The organism is Aliidongia dinghuensis (assembly GCF_014643535.1).
Classification (GTDB): domain Bacteria; phylum Pseudomonadota; class Alphaproteobacteria; order ATCC43930; family CGMCC-115725; genus Aliidongia; species Aliidongia dinghuensis.
Window position 1 is genome coordinate 1 of the sequence record NZ_BMJQ01000019.1, and the last position, 17,771, is coordinate 17,771.

18 protein-coding genes and 1 pseudogene are annotated in these 17,771 nt (G+C 66.0%); 2 read left to right on the forward strand and 17 right to left on the reverse strand.

Features of this window, described 5'->3' with window-relative positions:
- Together IEY58_RS28150 and IEY58_RS28155 are read left to right on the forward strand one after the other, a co-directional pair.
- A pseudogene (locus IEY58_RS28150) lies at positions 1-370 on the forward strand (urocanate hydratase); the annotation flags it as partial.
- 11 nt (positions 371-381) lie between these two features.
- A complete protein-coding gene (locus IEY58_RS28155) occupies positions 382-966 on the forward strand; it encodes a HutD/Ves family protein (protein WP_189051500.1) in 585 nt (194 codons plus the stop codon).
- Positions 967-1,078: 112 nt separating this feature from the next.
- Here the strand turns inward: IEY58_RS28155 and IEY58_RS28160 are convergent, their stop codons facing one another.
- The 17 genes from IEY58_RS28160 to IEY58_RS28240 form a co-directional block, all read right to left on the reverse strand.
- Complete coding sequence (locus IEY58_RS28160; RefSeq protein ID WP_189051501.1) at positions 1,079-2,062, reverse strand: ABC transporter ATP-binding protein; 984 nt, start codon at positions 2,060-2,062, stop codon at positions 1,079-1,081.
- Positions 2,059-2,709 (reverse strand): ABC transporter permease, encoded by a 651-nt coding sequence (locus IEY58_RS28165; protein ID WP_189051502.1) that lies wholly within the window; start codon positions 2,707-2,709, stop codon positions 2,059-2,061. Before IEY58_RS28165 ends, IEY58_RS28160 begins: the two co-directional genes overlap by 4 nt.
- Before the next feature lie 9 nt (positions 2,710-2,718).
- Positions 2,719-3,342 (reverse strand): ABC transporter permease, encoded by a 624-nt coding sequence (locus IEY58_RS28170; protein WP_189051503.1) that lies wholly within the window; start codon positions 3,340-3,342, stop codon positions 2,719-2,721.
- Complete coding sequence (locus IEY58_RS28175) at positions 3,342-4,877, reverse strand: HAL/PAL/TAL family ammonia-lyase (RefSeq protein ID WP_189051504.1); 1,536 nt, start codon at positions 4,875-4,877, stop codon at positions 3,342-3,344. The genes IEY58_RS28170 and IEY58_RS28175 overlap by 1 nt, the downstream gene beginning before the upstream one ends.
- Positions 4,878-4,896: 19 nt before the next feature.
- A complete protein-coding gene (locus tag IEY58_RS28180; protein WP_189051505.1) occupies positions 4,897-5,781 on the reverse strand; it encodes a glycine betaine ABC transporter substrate-binding protein in 885 nt (294 codons plus the stop codon).
- A 122-nt stretch (positions 5,782-5,903) separates the two neighbouring features.
- Positions 5,904-6,905: an ornithine cyclodeaminase family protein gene (locus IEY58_RS28185; RefSeq protein WP_189051506.1), complete on the reverse strand. Its 1,002-nt coding sequence runs from the start codon at positions 6,903-6,905 to the stop codon at positions 5,904-5,906.
- Positions 6,906-7,184: 279 nt separating this feature from the next.
- Entirely contained in the window at positions 7,185-8,207 is a 1,023-nt protein-coding gene (locus tag IEY58_RS28190) for an LLM class flavin-dependent oxidoreductase (protein WP_189051507.1), read from the reverse strand.
- A 31-nt stretch (positions 8,208-8,238) separates the two neighbouring features.
- Positions 8,239-8,700, reverse strand: a complete 462-nt coding sequence (locus IEY58_RS28195) for a YHS domain-containing (seleno)protein (protein WP_189051508.1) — start codon at positions 8,698-8,700, stop codon at positions 8,239-8,241.
- A gap of 200 nt (positions 8,701-8,900) precedes the next feature.
- Complete coding sequence (locus tag IEY58_RS28200) at positions 8,901-9,494, reverse strand: hypothetical protein (RefSeq protein WP_189051509.1); 594 nt, start codon at positions 9,492-9,494, stop codon at positions 8,901-8,903.
- Between the two features lie 269 nt (positions 9,495-9,763).
- A complete protein-coding gene (locus IEY58_RS28205) occupies positions 9,764-10,504 on the reverse strand; it encodes a haloacid dehalogenase type II (protein ID WP_189051510.1) in 741 nt (246 codons plus the stop codon).
- Between the two features lie 28 nt (positions 10,505-10,532).
- Positions 10,533-12,059 carry a solute symporter family protein gene (locus tag IEY58_RS28210; protein WP_189051511.1) on the reverse strand — a complete coding sequence of 509 codons (1,527 nt, stop codon included), beginning with the start codon at positions 12,057-12,059 and terminating at the stop codon, positions 10,533-10,535.
- Entirely contained in the window at positions 12,056-12,382 is a 327-nt protein-coding gene (locus IEY58_RS28215) for a DUF485 domain-containing protein (protein ID WP_189051512.1), read from the reverse strand. The genes IEY58_RS28210 and IEY58_RS28215 overlap by 4 nt, the downstream gene beginning before the upstream one ends.
- Before the next feature lie 108 nt (positions 12,383-12,490).
- Entirely contained in the window at positions 12,491-13,195 is a 705-nt protein-coding gene (locus IEY58_RS28220) for a glutathione binding-like protein (protein WP_189051513.1), read from the reverse strand.
- 61 nt (positions 13,196-13,256) lie between these two features.
- Positions 13,257-13,961, reverse strand: coding sequence for a glutathione S-transferase family protein (locus tag IEY58_RS28225; RefSeq protein ID WP_189051514.1), 705 nt, complete (start codon positions 13,959-13,961; stop codon positions 13,257-13,259).
- A gap of 56 nt (positions 13,962-14,017) precedes the next feature.
- Positions 14,018-14,671 (reverse strand): peroxiredoxin-like family protein, encoded by a 654-nt coding sequence (locus tag IEY58_RS28230; protein ID WP_189051515.1) that lies wholly within the window; start codon positions 14,669-14,671, stop codon positions 14,018-14,020.
- Positions 14,672-15,049: 378 nt separating this feature from the next.
- A complete protein-coding gene (locus tag IEY58_RS28235) occupies positions 15,050-15,979 on the reverse strand; it encodes a LysR substrate-binding domain-containing protein (protein WP_189051516.1) in 930 nt (309 codons plus the stop codon).
- 287 nt (positions 15,980-16,266) lie between these two features.
- A complete protein-coding gene (locus IEY58_RS28240; protein WP_189051517.1) occupies positions 16,267-17,661 on the reverse strand; it encodes a porin in 1,395 nt (464 codons plus the stop codon).
- Between the last annotated feature and the right edge of the window lie 110 nt (positions 17,662-17,771).

The window sequence follows — 17,771 nt, forward strand, 5'->3', positions numbered from 1 at the left end:
CAAGGCGCCCATCGTCATCGGCCGCGACCACCTCGATTCCGGCTCGGTCGCCTCGCCCAACCGCGAGACCGAGGCGATGCGCGACGGGTCCGATGCGGTCTCCGACTGGCCGCTGCTGAACGCGCTCTTGAACTGTGCCTCCGGCGCCACCTGGGTCTCGCTGCACCACGGCGGCGGCGTCGGCATGGGCTTCTCGCAGCACTCCGGCATGGTCATCGTGTGCGACGGCACCGACGCCGCAGCGGCGCGCATCGGGCGCGTGCTGTGGAACGACCCGGCGACCGGCGTCATGCGCCATGCCGACGCCGGCTACGACATCGCGATCGCCTGCGCCAGGGAGCACGGGCTGAAGTTGCCGAGCCTCGGCTGAGGGATCGGACGATGGAGGTCATCCGCGCCGCCCAATGCCGGACGATGCCGTGGAAGAACGGCGGCGGCTCGACCACCGAGATCGCCGCCGATCCGCCGGGCGCGTCGCTCGACGCGTTCGACTGGCGCGTCAGCATGGCGCGGGTCGCTTCCAACGGCCCGTTCTCCCATTTCGCCGGGATCGACCGGACCCTGGCCGTCGTCGAGGGCGAGGGCATCGAGCTCACGATCGACGGCGGGCCGCCGGTTGCGCTGACGCGCGATGCGCCGCCGCTCTCCTTTCCGGGCGACAAACCGACGGCGGCCACGCTCGCCGCCGGTCCCATCACCGACCTCAACGTGATGAGCCGGCGCGGACGCTACGGCCACCGCCTCACCCGCCTCGCCGGGGCCGAGGCGCTGCCCGGGGAGGACGGCATCGACGTCGTAATCGTCCTGGCCGTCCACGGCGAGGCGATGGTCGAGGCGGAAGATGCGTCGGCAGCGCTGGGTGCGGGCGACGCGGCGATCCTGCACCGCCCGGCGGCCGGTGCCGTCCGCTTCGTGCCGCGGGCCGAGGCCGTGGCGTATCTGATCGTGCTGCGGGCCGATCGATAGGCCGGCCCATGGCTTCGCGGAGACGCGGCGGCGGCTAATCCGCTTCCGTCGGGCAGAGGTTACGGGGCCACATCGTCGACTGACGCGCGACCATCACCGACACAAACCAGCGTCACGCGGTCTGTTCCGCACCGGCGCGACGGACGGCGTCGAGGGCGCCGGCATGGGCGTTCAGGATGTCGTCGCGGCTGGCACGACCGACCGGCCGGCCCTCGGTGGAGGTCACGACCAGGCTTGCCGTTCCTTCGGCCAGCAGCAGGGAAAGCGCATCGCGCAGGCTGGTGGTCGAGGGCGCGCGTGGCCCCTCCTCGCCCGCCGTCGCCGGTGCCATGACATCGCCGAGCGTGAGCAGGCCCAGGCGGCGCAGCGCCCGGTCGGGGCCGATGAAGGCCTCGACGAACTCGTTCGCCGGCCGGGCAAGGATCGCGTCCGGCGTGTCGTGCTGGACCAGCCGCCCGTCGCGCAGCAGGGCGATGAAGTCGCCCATCTTGATCGCTTCGTCGAGATCGTGGGTTACGATCACGACGGTCTTGCGCACGCGCTTCAGGATCTCCTTGAACTCGTCCTGCAAGCGGCCGCGCGCGATCGGGTCGATCGCGCCGAACGGCTCGTCCATCAGCATCACCGGCGGGTCGGCCGCGAGCGCGCGGGCGACGCCGACGCGCTGGCGCTGGCCGCCGGACAGTTCCCTTGGGTATCGCGCGCGAAACTTGGCGGGCTCGAGGCCGACCAGCTGCAGCAGCTCATCGGCACGGTCGGCGATGCGCGCCTCAGCCCAGCCCAGGAGCCGTGGCACGGTCGCGATGTTCGCGGCGATCGTCATGTGCGGAAACAGGCCGATCTGCTGGATCACGTAGCCGATGCGGCGGCGCAGCTCGACCGGGTCGATGCGGGTGACGTCCTCGCCCGCGACGACGATGCGGCCCGACGTCGGCTCGATCATGCGGTTGATCATGCGCATGGTCGTGGTCTTGCCGCAGCCGGATGGGCCGATCAGCGCCGTCGTGGTGCCTTCAGGCATGTCTAGGCAGAGGTCGTCGACCGAGGGCGGCGCCACGGGACCGAAGCGCTTCGTGATGTGCTCGAGCCGGATCATCGCGCGTTTCCCTCATTGCCCTTGCCGAATAGGCGGCGTTCCAAGAAGCCGAGGCCGGTCTCGAGGCCGAGCGCCAGTACCGCGATCGGCAGGGCGCCGGCAATCAGCCGCGGCATGTCCATGATGGCGATGCCGGCCGTGACGAAGTCGCCGAGCCCGCCGCCCCCGATGAACGAGGCGAGCGTGGCGCCGGAGATCACCTGGATGGTCGCCGTGCGGATGCCGGCGAAGATGGCCGGAGCGGCGAGCGGGATCTGCACCTGCCGCAGGGTCTGGCCGCGGGTCATGCCCATGCCGAGTGCCGCATCGACCAGCTCGGCATCGACCTCCTTGAGACCGACATAGGTGTTGAGCAGGATCGGTGGCAGCGCCAGCACGACGAGCGCCACGATCGACGGCATCAGGCCGATGCCGAGGATCGGCAGCGCCGCCGCCAGGATGGCGATGCTGGGGATCGTGCGCAGCGCATTCACGCCGTTGATCGCGACCGCCGCCATGGTGCGGCTGGGCAGGATGGCGATCGCGAGCGGGATGCCGATCGCAAGCGCGAGCGCGAGCGACACCGAGCTCATCAGCAGGTGCTGGCCGAGCGCCGTGCGGACGACCGGCCCGTGGCCGGCAAGCCAGGAGAGGGCATCGAAGAGCATCGGCCGCCCCTAGCCCGCCCGATCGGCGCGCAGGCGCCGCTCGAGGCGTGACAGCAGGAAGTCGGCGCCGATGGCAAGCGCCGACGTCAGGAGCCCGCCGATGATGATCTTTTCCGGAAAGCGCTGGTCGATGCCGTCGAAGATGATCCGGCCGAGGCCGCCGGCGTTGATGTAGGCGGCGACGGTCGCGATGCCGATCACGGTGATGGTCGCGATGCGGATGCCCGAGACGATGAACGGCAGCGCCAGCGGCAGCTCGATCTTGACGAGGCGCTGCCACGGTCCGAAACCCAGGCCCTCCGCCGCATCCAGCACGTCGGCCGGCACGGCGCGCAGGCCGGTCGCGACGTTGCGGACCAGTGTCAGCAGGCAGTAGGACACGAGCCCGACGATCGCCGGCTTGGCGCCCAGGCCGAGGAACGGGATCAGGAGCGCGAAGAGCGCCAGGCTCGGCACGACGAAGATGGCACCGGTGGCGATCATGACGAGCCGATAGACCGCCGGACGCCGGGCGCCCCAGATGCCGAGGACGAGCGCGATCGCGAAGGCGATGGCGACCGAGACCACGACGAGCAGCAGGTGCTGGCCGAGCGCCGTCAGGACCTCCGGCCAATGCCGCGGCAACCAGCGCATTACGGCCGTCCCGCCGGCAAGGCGAACGGCACGTCGAAGGCCCCGGACGCGACGAGGCCATCGAGCGCCGCGATGTCGGGCGAGAGCTGCCGGTCATCGCCGAGCGGCGCCACGACGGCGCGCACCGCCGCATGCACCGTGCGCGTGCCCTGGCCCAGCGTGACGCCGCCGCGCAGGTCGCAGGCTTGGGCGGCCACCATCAGCTCGATGGCCGCCAGCAGCCGGACCCGCTCGACGATCTCCGCCGTCTTCTCGACGATGCCGAGCGCCATGGTGCCGTAGTCCTCGACACGGTCGGCAACCGGCAGCAGCGCCACAGGCATCGGCAGGGCCTTGTGCTGAATCTCCGCGACCAGTGCCGACACGGTCTTCTGCACGGTGGCGAAGCCGTTGCGGCCGTCCTGGACCGGGGCGAGGAAGCGCGGCAGCTCGCTCGCGGCCGGCGACATCAGCTTCATGATGCGCTCGCCCGCCGCCGCGGCCACGCGGGCGAGCGCCTGGCCCAGGCCTTCGAATGCGAGCGCCAGATGGGTGGCGTCGAAATTGGCGTTCGGCAGCGACAGCGCGTCGTCCGCCAGGATCGCCGGATTATCGTCGGACGAATTGAGCTCCAGCTCGATCGCGTCGAGCGCGGCGGCAAGCGCGCTGACCGCAGCACCATGCACCTGGCCGAGGCAGCGGAAGCTCAACGGGTCCTGCAGGCGCCGCGCGCCGTTCGACCGCACACCGTTCGGACGGGCGAGGTCGCCGCCGGCGCAGGCGCCCAGCATTGCCTCGGCCACCGCGGCCAGGCCCGGGACCGGCCGCAGCGCGACCGCGTTCGGCCACAGCGGCGACAGGTTCGCGCGATAGCCCTCGAACGACAGGGCGGCGGCGGCGAGCAGCCCGCCGAGTGCGCGCCGCGCATCGACGACCGCGAGCGCGCCGACGCCGACGGAGGCGGCGTTGGACGACACGAGCGCCAGCCCATCCTTGGCGCCGAGCGCCGGCGGCGTCAGGCCGGCACGGCGGAGCGCCTCGGCACCGGAGAGGAGCGTACCATCGAGCTCGGCTTCGCCGTAACCGATCAGCACGGAGGCGATATGGGCGAGCGGCGCCAGGTCGGCCTCGCCGACCGAGCCGGTCATCGGCACGACCGGGTGGACGCGGTGCTCGAGCATCCGCACCAGCGCCTCGACCGTGCCGAGGCTGGCGCCGGAGCGGCCGACGGCGAGACGGGCGAGGCGGACCGCCATGATCGCCCGCACCTCGTCCCGGCGCGCGTGGCGTCCGACCCCAACCGAGCGCGCGAGCGGGATGCGCTGCTGGATCACCGCGTCGCCGGGACTGACCCGCGTGTCTGCCGCGGCACCGAGGCCGGTGCTGACGCCGTAGATCGCCATGCCGCTGCCGGCCAGGCGGTCAAGCGCCGCATGGGAGGCCGCGATCGCCGCCCGCGCCTCGACGCCGAGCGCCATGGCGGCATCGCCGCGCGCGATCTCGGCCACGTCCTGGGCCGAAAGGTGCTCCGTGCCGAGCTTGATGGTCCTGCCCATGATCGGTCCCGCCCGCCGCCTACTTGATGACGCCTTTCTCTTTGAGGAAGTCGTGCGCGACGTCGGCTGCCTCCTCATGGTCCTGCTCGACCTTGGCGTTCAGCACCTGCATCGTCTTGTTGTCGAGCAGCGCGCTGGCCTTGTTCAGGATGTCGGCGATCTTAGGGTTCTGCGCCAGGACGTCCTGGCGGATCACCGGCGCCACGAAATAGGGCGGGAACAGGTGCTTGTCGTCCTCGAGCGTCACAAGCTTCTGCTGGGCGATCTGCCAGTCGGTGGCAAAGCCGTTCGCCACCTCGATCTGCTTGCCTGCGAGCGCGTCATAGCGCAGGCCAAGCTTCGCGAACTGCTTGAATTCCTTGAAGTCGACGCCGTAGACCGCCTTGAGGCCGGGGATGCCGTCCTTGCGGTCGGCGAATTCGGGGCCGGCGCCGAGCGTCAGCTCGCCTGCGACCTTGCCGAGGTCCGACATGGTCTTGAGCTTGTACTTGTCGGCCGTGTCCTGGCGCACGATCAGCACATAGCCGTTGTTGATCGCGGTCGGCTTCAGCCAGGTGACCTTGAATTGCTTCTCGTAGAAGTCCTTGACCTGGCCATAGACCTTCTGCGGGTCGCTGGACACCTCGCCCTTGAGCACCGCGACGAGCGCGGTGCCGGTGTATTCGGGATAAAGGTCGATCTCGCCGGTCACGAGCGCCTGATGCGCGATCAGCGTGCCGCCGAGGTTGATCTTGCGCTCGACCTTGACGCCGTCGTTCTCGAGCGCGGCCGCATAGATCTCGGCCAGGACGTATTGCTCGGTGAAGTTCTTGCTGCCGACCTTGACGGTCTGTGCCTCGGCGGGAGCTGCGGCCAGCGCCAGCAGCGCGCCGGCGATCAGCGAAACAACAGAGAGTCTGCCCACGGATCTGGTCTCCTTCCGGGCACGCCCGGTGCTTGCGAAGTGAAGTCCCTGATTGCCCGGCCCTGCGCCGGCCCGCTCGGCAACGATACCGAGGGGCTGGCGGGGCGGGCGTTCTCTCTTGGTCAGGCGAAGCGCAGCCGCTGGCCGATGCCGAGACGCTCGGCCTTGGCCAGCATGGCGTGGCCGAGCGCGATGTCGGACAGCGACAGGCCGCGGTGCCAGAACAGGTTGGTTTCGTCGTCGCTCTCGCGCCCCGGCTTCAGGCCGGCGACGATCTGGCCGAGCTCGGCATGGAGCGTCGCCTCGGAGAGCCGGCCGGTCTCGACATGGGCGCGCAGGCTGCCGAACTTGCCGCCCTTGCACTGGCCCCAGTCGTCGACCACGAGCTTCGCCATGATGTCGGTCAGCGACAGCTCGACGGCGCTCATCGTGCCGTAGGGCACAACGAAGGCGCCGGGCTTGATCCAGTCGGTCTTGAGCAGCGGCGTCGGTTCGTTGAGGCGCGACGCCTCGACCACGATGTCGGCGCCCTCGACGCAGCTCTGCCAATCCTCGGTCGCGACGACCGGCTTGCCGAGGTCGTGCGCCAGCCGGTCGGCGAAGGCATTGCGGCTTTCGGGGCGGCGGGAATGGACGCGGATCTCGTCGAAGTCGAACAGGCGATCGAGCAGGCGGACGTTCCAATAGGCCGTGCCGCGCGCGCCGATGTGCCCCAGGATCTTGGAGTTCTTGCGCGCCAGATACTTGGCGCCGATCGCGGTGACGGCGCCCGTGCGCATGTCGGTGATGCCGCTCGCATCGAGGATCGCCTTCGGGATACCGGTGCGCGGGTCGAACAGCAGTAGGACCGCCAGCTCCGACGGCAGGCCCTGCTTGTAATTGTCGACGAAGTCGCCGACGACCTTCACGCCGGCGGCATCGATCGGCTCCCTGATGGCGCCGCGCAGCACGTTGAAATGCCCGTTGGCGACACCCGGCTCCAGATGCACGCGCGGCTCGATTACCGTCTCGCCGCGCCCCTGGCTCGCCAGGCTCGCCTCGATCGCGGCGAGGATTTCGTCGTCGGTGATCTTGAGCTCTTCGATATCGAGCCGGTTCAGATAGGCGAGATAGATGGGCTGCAACGAACATCTCCCTGGGCCTCGGCCGATCGCGAAACCAGCCCGGCAGGCCTCTTCCGTCGACCTAGTCCGGACAATTTAGCCGGTTCAGGGAATATGTCTATACAAAATAACGCCGGAATTTCATCGGAGATCCGACGGGTGCGCTGTTCCTGGCACGCGCCGGCGTTTCGACAAAACGCCGAAGGCAGCATCTTCAAGCGGAGAGCGTCGATGATCGCTGGCAGCACCGACCTCGCCATTGCGGCCGGTGCGACGGCTCAAGGATGGGCGAGGGTAGCCTCAGGTGCGGCGGATGACCTGTGCTGCGAAACGCTCCATTTCCTCGGCTTGCGGGCTGCATTGCAGCAGCACCAGATCCAGCCCGGCGGCCTCATATTCCTCGAGCCGTTCCCGAACCTCTTCCGGGGTGCCGACGAAGTTCGGTCTGAGGCCGCGATTGCTGACGGAATATTCCGCAAGCGACGGTGCCACATCCTGTTGGGTATTTCCCAACCATTGCCGATAATTCTCGTATCCGGCGGCGCTGGCATGAACATCCGTGACGCGGGCGAGTTCGGCTTCCGCCTCGCGCCGGCTGTCACGGACGATGGCATAGGCCGCCATGCCGAAGCGCATCGCCGGCAGGCCCAGCCGATCGCGTCGGACGCGCATGTCTTCGATGCGGGTCCGGATACGGTCGACGGGGTCGCCGTGCATGACATAGGCGTCGCAGAGCGAGGCGATCATCTCTTTCGCCGCCTCTGATTCGCCGCCGGCGTAGAGCGTGGGACGCGGCTTCGACACCGGTTTAGGGGCAACGATCGCGTCTTCGACCGTGTAATGACTACCGCGGTGAGTGAACATCGGCTCACGCCAGAGACCATCGACGACGGCGAGCCAGTCGCGCGTGCGCGCATACCGATCGTCGTGGGTATCGAACGCGAGACCGTAGCGCCGCGCTTCGTCGGCCCACCAGGCGGACACGACGTTCAACGACAGCCTGCCCTTGCTGATCTGGTCGATATTCGCGGCCTGCTTCGCGAGCGCGGCCGGGTGATGGAAGGTCGGGCGAACAGCGACCATGAGCTCGAGGCGGGTGGTGACGGCCGCCAATGCGGCTGCCGTCGACCAGGCATCCAAGGTGGGCGCATCCGCCGCCTTGATATCGTTCATCGTCAGCTCGGCGATCAGCGTGAGATCGTAGCCGATTTCCTCGCTGCGCTTCGCCAAGCGCCGAGCATAATCCCAGCTCGCCTCCATCCCTTCATCAGCCACATTGCGCAGCCAGCCTCCAAACACCGGCAACCAATAGCCGTAGCGCATTGGAGTCCTCCTCAAGCTGCGGCCAACGGCATCAGTGCAACACTTCAGTTTGCTGCGACACGCTAGGCCAAGTCTCTTTGGCCTTGGGAATGTAGCCGGCCTTGTCCTTCCGCCACACGTCCCGGACCTTGTCGTTGTAGTTTAGGTACAGTTTGCCATCTTCGATGGAAAAGGCCGTCGGATCGATATCTGCCTTATGGCCGGTGGCAACGCCGTAGGCACAGAACCCGCCGAATTGCGGCGCATATTTCGAGGGGTCCGCGGCGAAGGCCTTCTGGTGCGCTTCCGACGCGAACTGATAGGTGACACCTTCATAGACGAAGGCGTGTGCCTTCGAGCCCTTCACCGGCTTGTTGTCGGTGAAGTAAGCGACCGGATCATAGCCCTTGATGGCCACCCCATTCGTTTCATTGACCGATTCCGCATGGGCGCCGTTCGCCCACACCATGATGACCAGGGCCGTCGTAGCCGCAATTTTTATCAATCTCGACATTTTCGGAGACTTCCTTTCGAGACCTGGGGAATGGCGACCGACCGGCGCCATCCCATAAATAAACGGCCGTCCTAAAACTCGGAAATCGCATCGGCTCATATTGTCGTGAGCGCCAAGGCACCACGCTTCGTCGGCCCGGCCAAGTCGGAATGGTTTGAACGGAAAAAGCGACCGCCCCAACCGGCGGTACCCCCGATCCCTCAGATCCAGGCGGGAACCGGGACGCCAAATCGCCGAGCGATCGCGGCTACCTGCTCACGCTGCCAGAACAGCACGACCCAGGCCGTCGTCCACACCGAGCAGGCTTCCTTGAACAGGATGCCGCCGTCGCCATAAGGATCGGTCCCGAGCGGCGAGACGAGATGAAAGAACATGGCTCCGGACATCAGCATGAGAGCCCCGATCGCGCCGAGGCCCTGGACCGGCGGCGTCAGTATGACGATCGAGGCGATGATCTCGCAGCTTGCGACGCCGATGCGCATGAATTTCTCATGGCCGTGAAACCCCAGCCAATCGGTGAGGGTCGTGAAGAGATCGACGCTGCCCGGGTGACCGAACAGCTTGTACTGCTCGTACCAGAGGAGAATGAACGCGATATAGGCAGCGCCCAGCCAGCGAAAGCCGCGTTGTAGGGCTTCGCCGCTTTGGACAGAGGTTGCCGCCAAAATGATCACAAGGAGAACCGGCAGCACAATCGAGACCAGCCCCAGGTCCTGCAGGGCCGGATTCCCGGTGGCGATCGCAGCGCCGATCAGAAAGGCGCCGATGAGATCAAAGCGCGTGAGCGAGGTCATCAACTTCGTCCTCCCGTAAACGGCCGGAGCCATCCCGATAAAGCAGCTTCAACGTGTATTCCCGATCCGCGCGCGGTTCTCGACAGGCAGCCGACAAGCACTTCCAGCCAGACAAACAAAGTTGCCGACCGATCAAGAAGCATGCTTAGTTGTCGCGCCAGATAGTGCCAGGGCGCGACGCGCAATGCCGCTTCAACATTTCTCAAGCGGGCTCACTTATTGGTGATCACCTGCGCACTATTTTACGATGCAACCGAGGTCCGCGGCACCTAACTGGAAGCGCCCAACCGGGCGAGCAGCGGTGCCAGTTCCGTTAGCCGGGCAACGCGGTGGTCGGCCTGGTGGCCAAGTTGCTCCTCACCGCCACGCATCAATCGGTAAAACTCGGCCGGCCCGACGTCCGAGTTCGCGGGCGCCAGCATGCCCTGGGCGCGCTCGATCCAGGCGACACGGAAGCCAAAGCGCTTGGCACCGGCGACATCGAAGCCGTTGGACGAGACGAACAGCACTTCCTCCGGCCGCACGCCCAGTGCCACCTCGACCAGGGCATAGCACGCAGGATCCGGCTTGAACGCCTTGGCCCGGTCGACGCTGATAATATCGGTGAAGAGGTCGGCAACGCCGCTCGAGACAACGAGAGCGTCCAGCATCATCGGGCTACCGTTCGACAGGATGGCGAGTTTGTGCTCACTCATCTGATCGAGCGCCTGGCGCGCCTCGTCATGGAGATCGAGGCTGAGATACTTGTGCATGAGCGGGTCGCAGATCGATGGATCAGGCTCGACGCCGACGCTCCGGAGCGAGAATTCGAGCGCAGCGCGGGTCACCGGCCAGAAATCCTCGTAATCCCCCATCAAGCTCCTGAGCCAGCTGTACTCGAGCTGCTTCAGCCGCCAGAGCTGGGTCACGAGTTCGCCCTTGCCGCCACAGAGCTCGGTCGCAAGCGACCTGACCGACTGAACGTCGTAGAGCGTGCCGTAGGCGTCGAAGACAATCGCGCGGATGGTCATCTCGATTTTCCCTTCTGATCTCGTTGCCTCAGGAGTCGGCCGCGAGCCCGGTATGGACGCGGAGCAGCACGTCGTCGAAGCGCGCCTCGTTGGCCGGATCGCGCCCGGCGAGGAGCGTGCCCAGCACGGCGCCGAGGAAGCCCAGCGGCAGCGATACCACCGTCGGATTGACCAAGGGCCAGATCGCGTCCGCGCCACGCATGGCCGGGCCGAGGAGCGCCAGCACCACCGATGAGACCAGCCCGAACAGGATGCCGCCCACGACGCCACCGGTGTTGAAGCGGCGCCAGAACAGCGACAGCACCAGGACCGGGAAGTTGGCGCTGGCGGCGACGCAGATCGCCAGGATCACGAGCACCGCAACGTTGATCCCTTGCGCCAGGATGCCGAGGGCGATCGCCAGAACGCCGATTGCAACCGACGAGACGCGGGCGATCTGGATCTGCCGGCGCTCGTCGACCTGCCCACGCCGCACCCAGTTCACGTAGAAATCATGGCAGATGGCACCGGAGGTCGAGAGCGTCAGGGCCGAGACCACGGCCAGGATGGTGGCGACCGCCACGGCTGAGACGAAGCCCAGCATGAGCTCGCCGCCGAACGAGCCGGCGCCGCCGCCCAGATATTGCGCGAGCAGCGGCAAGGTCAGGTTGCCGCCCTTGTCGGCCGCGCGGAGGGCGTCCTGCCCGACCAGGTCGGTGGCCGCGAGCCCGAGCAGCGTGGTCGCCAGGAAGAAGCCGCCGGCCAGGAACATGACCCAGATGACCGACCGCCGCGCCGTCTTGGCGTCCGGAACGGTGTAGAAGCGTGTCATCACATGGGGCAGGCCCGCCAGGCCCAGCACATAGCCCAGGCCCAGCGACACTTCATCGAACGGATTCTTCAGGTAGTTGCCGGGCGCCAGGAACTTCGCCCCGTAAGCCGCCTCAGCCCGGCCAAAGAGCGCCGTCGGATCGAAACCGACGGCACCGAGCGCCAGCGCCAAAACGATGACCGCCGCCGCCAGCATCAGCCCGGCCTTGACGATCTGCACCCAGGTCGTGGCCAGCATGCCGCCGAAGGCGACATAGAGGATCATGGCGATCCCGACCAGCACGACGGCGACATCATAGGGGATGCCGGTCAAGAGCCTGATCAGCACGCCTGCGCCCGCCATCTGCGGCGTCAGATAGGCGAAGTTGACGACGATCGTGCCGGTGATGGCGGCAAGCAGCGAGGGCCGCGTCTGCATCCGATAGAGAATGATGTCGCCGAGCGTGTATTTGCCGGCGTTGCGCAGCGGCTCGGCGATCATGAACAGCACGGTGCAGAAGGCGACGAGCGGCCCGAGCGCGTAGAACGCGCCATCCATGCCATAGAGCGCGGTCAGACCGGTGAAGCCCAGGAAGGCGGCGGCGCTGCACCAGTCGCCGGCAAGCGCGAAGCCGTTCTGCGCGGCGGTCAGGCTGCTGCCGGCCGCATAGAAATCGCTGGTCGTGCGTGTCCGCTTGGCGGCCCAGTAGGTGATGGCGAGCGTAACCGCCAGGATGATCGCGAAGATCGCGAGCGTCAGGCTCATGGCGCCTGCCTCCCGAGGATCCGGTCGGCCAGGGGATCGAAATGCCGGTTGGCGACACGCACATAGATGAGCGCCAGGCCCCAGGCGATCAGGTAATTGGCGCCGATCAGCACGAAGCCCAGATTGACCGGCCCGATCGCCGGCGCCGACAGAAGCGCCCGCGCGAAGCCGGCGAGGACCGTCAGGCCGACATAGCTCACCATGTAGATGAGCGTCATGAGGCCGACGAAGCGCAACTTCTTCGCCACGAGCTCGGCCACGGCACTTGGGTGGTCAAGCGCTATCGGCCGGACCTCCCCATAGGTCACCACGTCTTCGACCATCTCCGCCTCCCTGCTTCGTTATTCGAACACCGGCCTTATGAGCGGCCGGATTGTTGTTGCCGGCGGTGCACCGGCTGTCTCCTGGACCAGAAGAGCGGCGCGCCGCGGTCAGGCTCTCGCAACACTCGCCGCCGTCTGGCCGAACAGGATCTTCTTGCCCTCATCCGTTACGGCCGGCTGGGCCGAGAAAGGCTCGCCCTTGGCGTAGGCGCGCAGCGTGGCGGGGCGCTCGCGGATGCTGTCGAACCAGCGGCGCAGGTTGGCGAAATCGTCAAGGTTCTGCTGTTGCCGCTTCCAGGGCACGACCCACGGATAGGCCGCCATATCGGCGATGCTGTAGTCATCGCCCGCAAGGAACGGCCGGCCAGCCAGCCGGCGATCCATGACGCCGTAGAGCCGGTTGGTCTCGTTGACGTAGCGATTGATGGCGTAGGGGATCGTCTCCGGCGCGTAGACGCCGAAATGATGGTTCTGCCCGGCCATGGGCCCGAGACCGCCCATCTGCCAGAACAGCCATTCCGTCACGGTCTTGCGCCCGCGCAGGTCGGTCGGAAGGAAGCGACCGGTCTTCTCGGCGAGATAGAGCAGGATCGCGCCGGATTCGAACACCGTGACCGCCTCGCCCCCGTCGGCCGGCGCGCGGTCGATGATGGCAGGCATTCGATTGTTCGGCGAGAACGCCAGGAATTCCGCCCTGAACTGGTCGCCGGCACTGATGTTGACGGGATGGATAGTGTAGTCGAGCCCCGCCTCCTCCAGAAACATCGTAATCTTGTGGCCGTTTGGCGTCGGCCAGTAATAGAGCTGGATCATTTCCCTCGTTTTCCTTGCTTCGCACCGCGTCAGAGCGCCGGACGGTCCTTCAGGCCGCTCCTCAGGCCGCCGGTGGATAGTTGGACGGGAAGAGCGCGCGCTTGGTCTCCTCGTCATTCACCTTCTTGAAGGAATGGTCCTTGGCGACGGCCCGCGCCCGGGCGACCGCCGGCCGCGCGTCGACGGTCTCGAACAACCGCTTCAGATGGGGGAATGGCGCCAGGGGATCGTCAACGCTCTTACGCACACGCGAAGCACGATCGAGCCAGCCCCAAGCGGAGATGTCGGCGATCGTGTAGCTGTCGCCGGCGATGAAGTTCCGGCCCTCGAGATGGTCGTTCAGCACCTGGTAGTGGCGTTCCGCCTCTCGGCGGTAGCGGTTCACGGCATAGTCGTTGCCTTCCGGTGCCGCGAACTGGAAATGCACGGACTGGCCGGAGAACGGCCCGAGGCCGGAGGCGATGAACAGCAGCCAGGACAGCAGCTCCGGCCGGTCCTCCGGCTCGCCCAGGAGCTTGCCGGTCTTCCGGGCGAGATAGAGCAGGATCGCCGTCGAGTCGAAGACGCGCGCCTCTCTGCCACCCGGTCCGTCCGTATCGACGATCGCCGGTACCTTGCCGTTGGGATTGATGGCACGGAAAGCGGGCGCGTGCTGCTCACCCTTGCTGGTATCGACGGGGACGACTTCGTAGGACAACCCCGTTTCTTCTAGAAAGAGCGCGATCTTGGCGGGGTTCGGCGTCGGGTGGAAATAGAAGCGGATCATGGCTCTCTTTCGGCTTGGCAAGGTTGGCGTCGACCAGGGCGTAGGCCGGGCTCGGATCAGGCCGACCGCATGGACCTGAGGGCGGCGAGGATCTCGTCGGGTTCGAGACGCTTGCGGTAATCGACGTCTACGGCGGCGAGCGTCACGCGGCCGTCGGGCGCGACGACATAGGTCGCCGGCACCGGCAGTTCCCAGCTCTCGTCGCCATTGATGGGCGGCAAGGCCTTGTTGCTCGAGCGGAGCGCCACCTGCAGTTCCTCGGGCAAGGCCCAGACAAGGCCGTAGCTGCGGGCGACCTCGTTGCCGACGTCGCTCAGCACATTGAACGTGAGTTCGTTCGCTTCCGCAGTCGAGAGCGAGCCATCCGGCAGTTGCGGCGAGATCGCGACCAGCGCCGCACCGAGCTCGGCCATCTCCGGCAAGGCGGCCTGATAGGCGCGGAGCTGGATGTTGCAATAGGGGCACCAGCCGCCGCGATAGAACGTCACGACGACTGGCCCGTACCCGAGCAGGTCCTTCAAGGCCACGGGCTCGCCCCGATGATTCGCCAGCGTGAAGTTCGGCGCCTGGTCGTCGAGCCCGATCGCCTGTCGTTGGGCGAAGCTGGCGCGCAGTTCGGCGATCTTGGTCTCATAGAGCGCCGGCCTGCCGGCGGGCGCAGTACGCGTGAACTCGGCTTTGAAGGCGTCAAGCTCTTGCTGCAATCCCATCAGGGTTTCCTTCCCAACTGCTGATCGCGGAGGCCAAGGATGCCGTCCGCGTCCCTTGCGAGATTCCTATTGGTACGATCGTTCTAAAATGCATGGTCGACATGAGGGTGGCAAGAGGCGGTAGGTGACACGAAATGGTGAAGGGGGCGCCGGAGGTGGATGGAAGCCGCGTGGATGGCGTTGCTGGTCGATTAGTCGGCTTGCAAATGGACGTGCGCTCTCGACCTGATCGACGGCTCTCCCCCGCGAATGCAGGTCGCGCGGAACATTCGCCATCTTCCACTTCATTCCTTTAGAGAAACGACGAACCGTTTCTCACATTTTACTTACAGTGCCACCATCTGTGTTTGGACGGCGAGGGAAGATCGATCGTTATGATTAAATTCTCGCGTCGGTCGAGCTCGCCCCACTCGAGCAGATAGCATCGATCAACACCCGAAGGGTTGGCGTCATCGGGCGGTCTACCGGGTAACACAGATAAAAGCCTGAAGCTGGGGTGGACCATGGTTCGAGGATTCGGACCAGTCGACCCTCATTGAGGTGACCTGACACGCTCTTCTCGATTGCATACGCGATACCCAGCCCGTCGATCGCAGCTTGGACCGCAAGCTCTCGAGAGTTCGCGATCATCGGGCCATCGACGACGATATTGAACCATCGGCCATTCTCGCAGAATTCCCATCTGGCCGGCCGATCTTGGCCAGGCAATCTCCAGGCGAGACAGCGATGCGCCAGCAGGTCGTGGGGACTCCCAGGGGTTCCGTATCGCGCAATGTAGTCCGGCGCCGCGACGGCAATTTGTCGGAATTCGCCGCCTAACCTAATGGTTACCATCTCACGCTCGCCCCCCTCGGCAGCTCGGATGGACAGGTCGTAATCGGCGGCAGCCATGTCTATTGGTTCATCTCCCAGGGTCACATCCAGGACGACCTCGGGATAGGTATCCGAAAACGAGCGGAGGATTGGGCGGACGAGCAATTCTGCCCCAACCGCGACGGTGTGAATCCTGACGACGTCGACTGCACGCTCGCTATAGCGCCTGGCTTGGCCCATTGCACTTTCGAGCTCCGCGATTGCGGGCCTGACACGCTGAAGCAACTGATCGCCCGCAGTCGTCAGCGCGACACGGCGAGTCGTTCGGCTAATCAACCTAACGCCAACGCTCTCTTCCAAGAGGCGGACCGTCCGGCTCAACGCGGAGTTCGTGATCCCCAACCCTTCGGCCGCCCGTGTATAATTTAGCGCCTCGGCAACAGCAACAAACGCGCGCAACTGGCCGAAGTCAGTGTTCGAGAGAGAGAAAATCATGGCGCTATCTGATGATTTTTTCCATCATCGACGTTTTCCAACCGCCCCTCGATCAGTGAACATTACACGGCAATGGTTGGAGACAATATCCGCCAAGACCATGACTTAGGTAACTGGCCTGGCCGTGGGGCCGCCGACAGGGTTTGAGCGTGGCAAAAGGAGCCGCTCTGACGGTGGGGGCTCTCGTTCAGACCGAGGGCCGGCGCGCCCGCCTCAGTCCCAGGCGAAGGAAAATGGGAGAGCGGCGAACCGCTCTACCCCTCGGTCTCATGAAGCTGCCACGCCGCTCACCAGCGGAACGACGTCTCCATGATGAGCGCCGTCGAGTTGTAGCTCTTGGCGTAGACGTTGTTGTTGGCCGGCACACCGCCGGGGCCCGGCGTGAAGTTCGAGCCGTTCGGCACATAGGCGCCGCTCGGATCGTACAGCGTCTGCTGGATCAGGCCGGCGATGTTGACACCCGGTCCGACCGTATAGGTCGCACCGACCTGGATCACGTCATTGATCGCGGCGCGCTTGATGTTGGTGAGATCGCCGGTGATGCCTTCGAACTCGCCACGCGACCATTCCGCACCGAGGCGGATGGCCCCCACGGTGTAGGACAGGTTGAGGTCGGACTGCTTGTTGATCAGCTCGTTCGACTTCGCGGAGATCGCCGAATTATAGCCGCTGAGGAGGCCGCCCGGGAAGGCCTGCGACAGCTCGTAGTCGAATCCCAGTTCCCACGGGCCGTAGTTGACCTGGAAGCCGGTATTGTAGACGTGCGGATCCGCATTGTTGGTCGAGGTCAGGGCGCAGTCGACGGTACCATTAGCGAGAATGGCCGCGTCGTTGCCGAGCGCCACTCTCGTGCTGCACGCGCCCTTGCGGCTCGCGGTCGAGTAGCCGGCCGTCCAGGCCGCCTTCACCGGGCCGATCGTGCCGTTGTAGCCGGTCGTGAGCGACCAGTAGTTATAGGCCGAGGCGCTGTTCAGGTAGCTCGGCGTCAGGCCGGTCGTCTGGTTGTCGGTCGGGCCGTTGTTGTCGCCGATGTTGCCCGGGCCGTTGGTGTGGCCCCCCTGGCGGTCCGGCGTGTAGCTGGCGCCGAAGTGGAAGCCGTAGATCGTCGGGCTGTAGTAGACGATCTTGGTGCCACGACCGTCGAGGTTGAGGGTCGTGAAGTTATAACCCGCCGGCGAGCCCGAGAAATAGATCGAAGACGAGTTGGCACCGATGTTGCCGTCGCCCGTGACACCGGCGTTGTTGCCAACCGCGTCGTTGCGGCGGACGTCGCTGTCGTCACCGATGCGGAATTCGCCCCAGGAGGCGTTCTTCAGGTAGACGTAGCTGTCCTTGATCGTCGTGTTGTTCGAGCTCTGGAAGCCGTTCGACGTGTTGACCGTGCCATTCGGCGCCGAGAAGGCATTGAGACGGGTCCAGACACCGGCGGTGATGCCGTTCGAGAACGTGGTCGAGCCCAGGAAGCGGATCAGGAAATAGTCCTGGAAGCCGACCGGCTGGCGCTTGTAGGCGGCCTCGCCCGGCTGATCGTCCTGCGAGACTAACGCCGCAGCACCGGTGTAGTACTGGCCACCGAACTTCAGCTGGATCGGCTGATCCGTGGTCGCGGTCTGCGCGAGCGCGCCATTCGAGAAAAGGCCCGCCGCGACGAGCGCGGAAGTCCCCAACAGTAACTTCTTCATGATTCCCCTCCAGAAGTGCCTGCTTTCGCGCACCGTGACCGATGTGATCTGGCCTCGGTGGCCGCGGCGGGTCCCCTGCGGGCCGCGGTCGAAACTTTCGCAACGCTGCA

Bases quoted from the DNA above. Each gene is read 5' to 3' on its own strand.
- IEY58_RS28155 (WP_189051500.1), top strand. From the start codon at position 382: ATGGAGGTCATCCGCGCCGCCCAATGCCGGACGATGCCGTGGAAGAAC.
- IEY58_RS28160 (WP_189051501.1), bottom strand. From the start codon at position 2,062: ATGATCCGGCTCGAGCACATCACGAAGCGCTTCGGTCCCGTGGCGCCG.
- IEY58_RS28165 (WP_189051502.1), bottom strand. From the start codon at position 2,709: ATGCTCTTCGATGCCCTCTCCTGGCTTGCCGGCCACGGGCCGGTCGTC.
- IEY58_RS28170 (WP_189051503.1), bottom strand. From the start codon at position 3,342: ATGCGCTGGTTGCCGCGGCATTGGCCGGAGGTCCTGACGGCGCTCGGC.
- IEY58_RS28175 (WP_189051504.1), bottom strand. From the start codon at position 4,877: ATGGGCAGGACCATCAAGCTCGGCACGGAGCACCTTTCGGCCCAGGAC.
- IEY58_RS28190 (WP_189051507.1), bottom strand. From the start codon at position 8,207: ATGCGCTACGGCTATTGGTTGCCGGTGTTTGGAGGCTGGCTGCGCAAT.
- IEY58_RS28195 (WP_189051508.1), bottom strand. From the start codon at position 8,700: ATGTCGAGATTGATAAAAATTGCGGCTACGACGGCCCTGGTCATCATG.
- IEY58_RS28200 (WP_189051509.1), bottom strand. From the start codon at position 9,494: ATGACCTCGCTCACGCGCTTTGATCTCATCGGCGCCTTTCTGATCGGC.
- IEY58_RS28205 (WP_189051510.1), bottom strand. From the start codon at position 10,504: ATGACCATCCGCGCGATTGTCTTCGACGCCTACGGCACGCTCTACGAC.
- IEY58_RS28210 (WP_189051511.1), bottom strand. From the start codon at position 12,059: ATGAGCCTGACGCTCGCGATCTTCGCGATCATCCTGGCGGTTACGCTC.
- IEY58_RS28215 (WP_189051512.1), bottom strand. From the start codon at position 12,382: ATGGTCGAAGACGTGGTGACCTATGGGGAGGTCCGGCCGATAGCGCTT.
- IEY58_RS28220 (WP_189051513.1), bottom strand. From the start codon at position 13,195: ATGATCCAGCTCTATTACTGGCCGACGCCAAACGGCCACAAGATTACG.
- IEY58_RS28225 (WP_189051514.1), bottom strand. From the start codon at position 13,961: ATGATCCGCTTCTATTTCCACCCGACGCCGAACCCCGCCAAGATCGCG.
- IEY58_RS28230 (WP_189051515.1), bottom strand. From the start codon at position 14,671: ATGGGATTGCAGCAAGAGCTTGACGCCTTCAAAGCCGAGTTCACGCGT.
- IEY58_RS28235 (WP_189051516.1), bottom strand. From the start codon at position 15,979: ATGATTTTCTCTCTCTCGAACACTGACTTCGGCCAGTTGCGCGCGTTT.
- IEY58_RS28240 (WP_189051517.1), bottom strand. From the start codon at position 17,661: ATGAAGAAGTTACTGTTGGGGACTTCCGCGCTCGTCGCGGCGGGCCTT.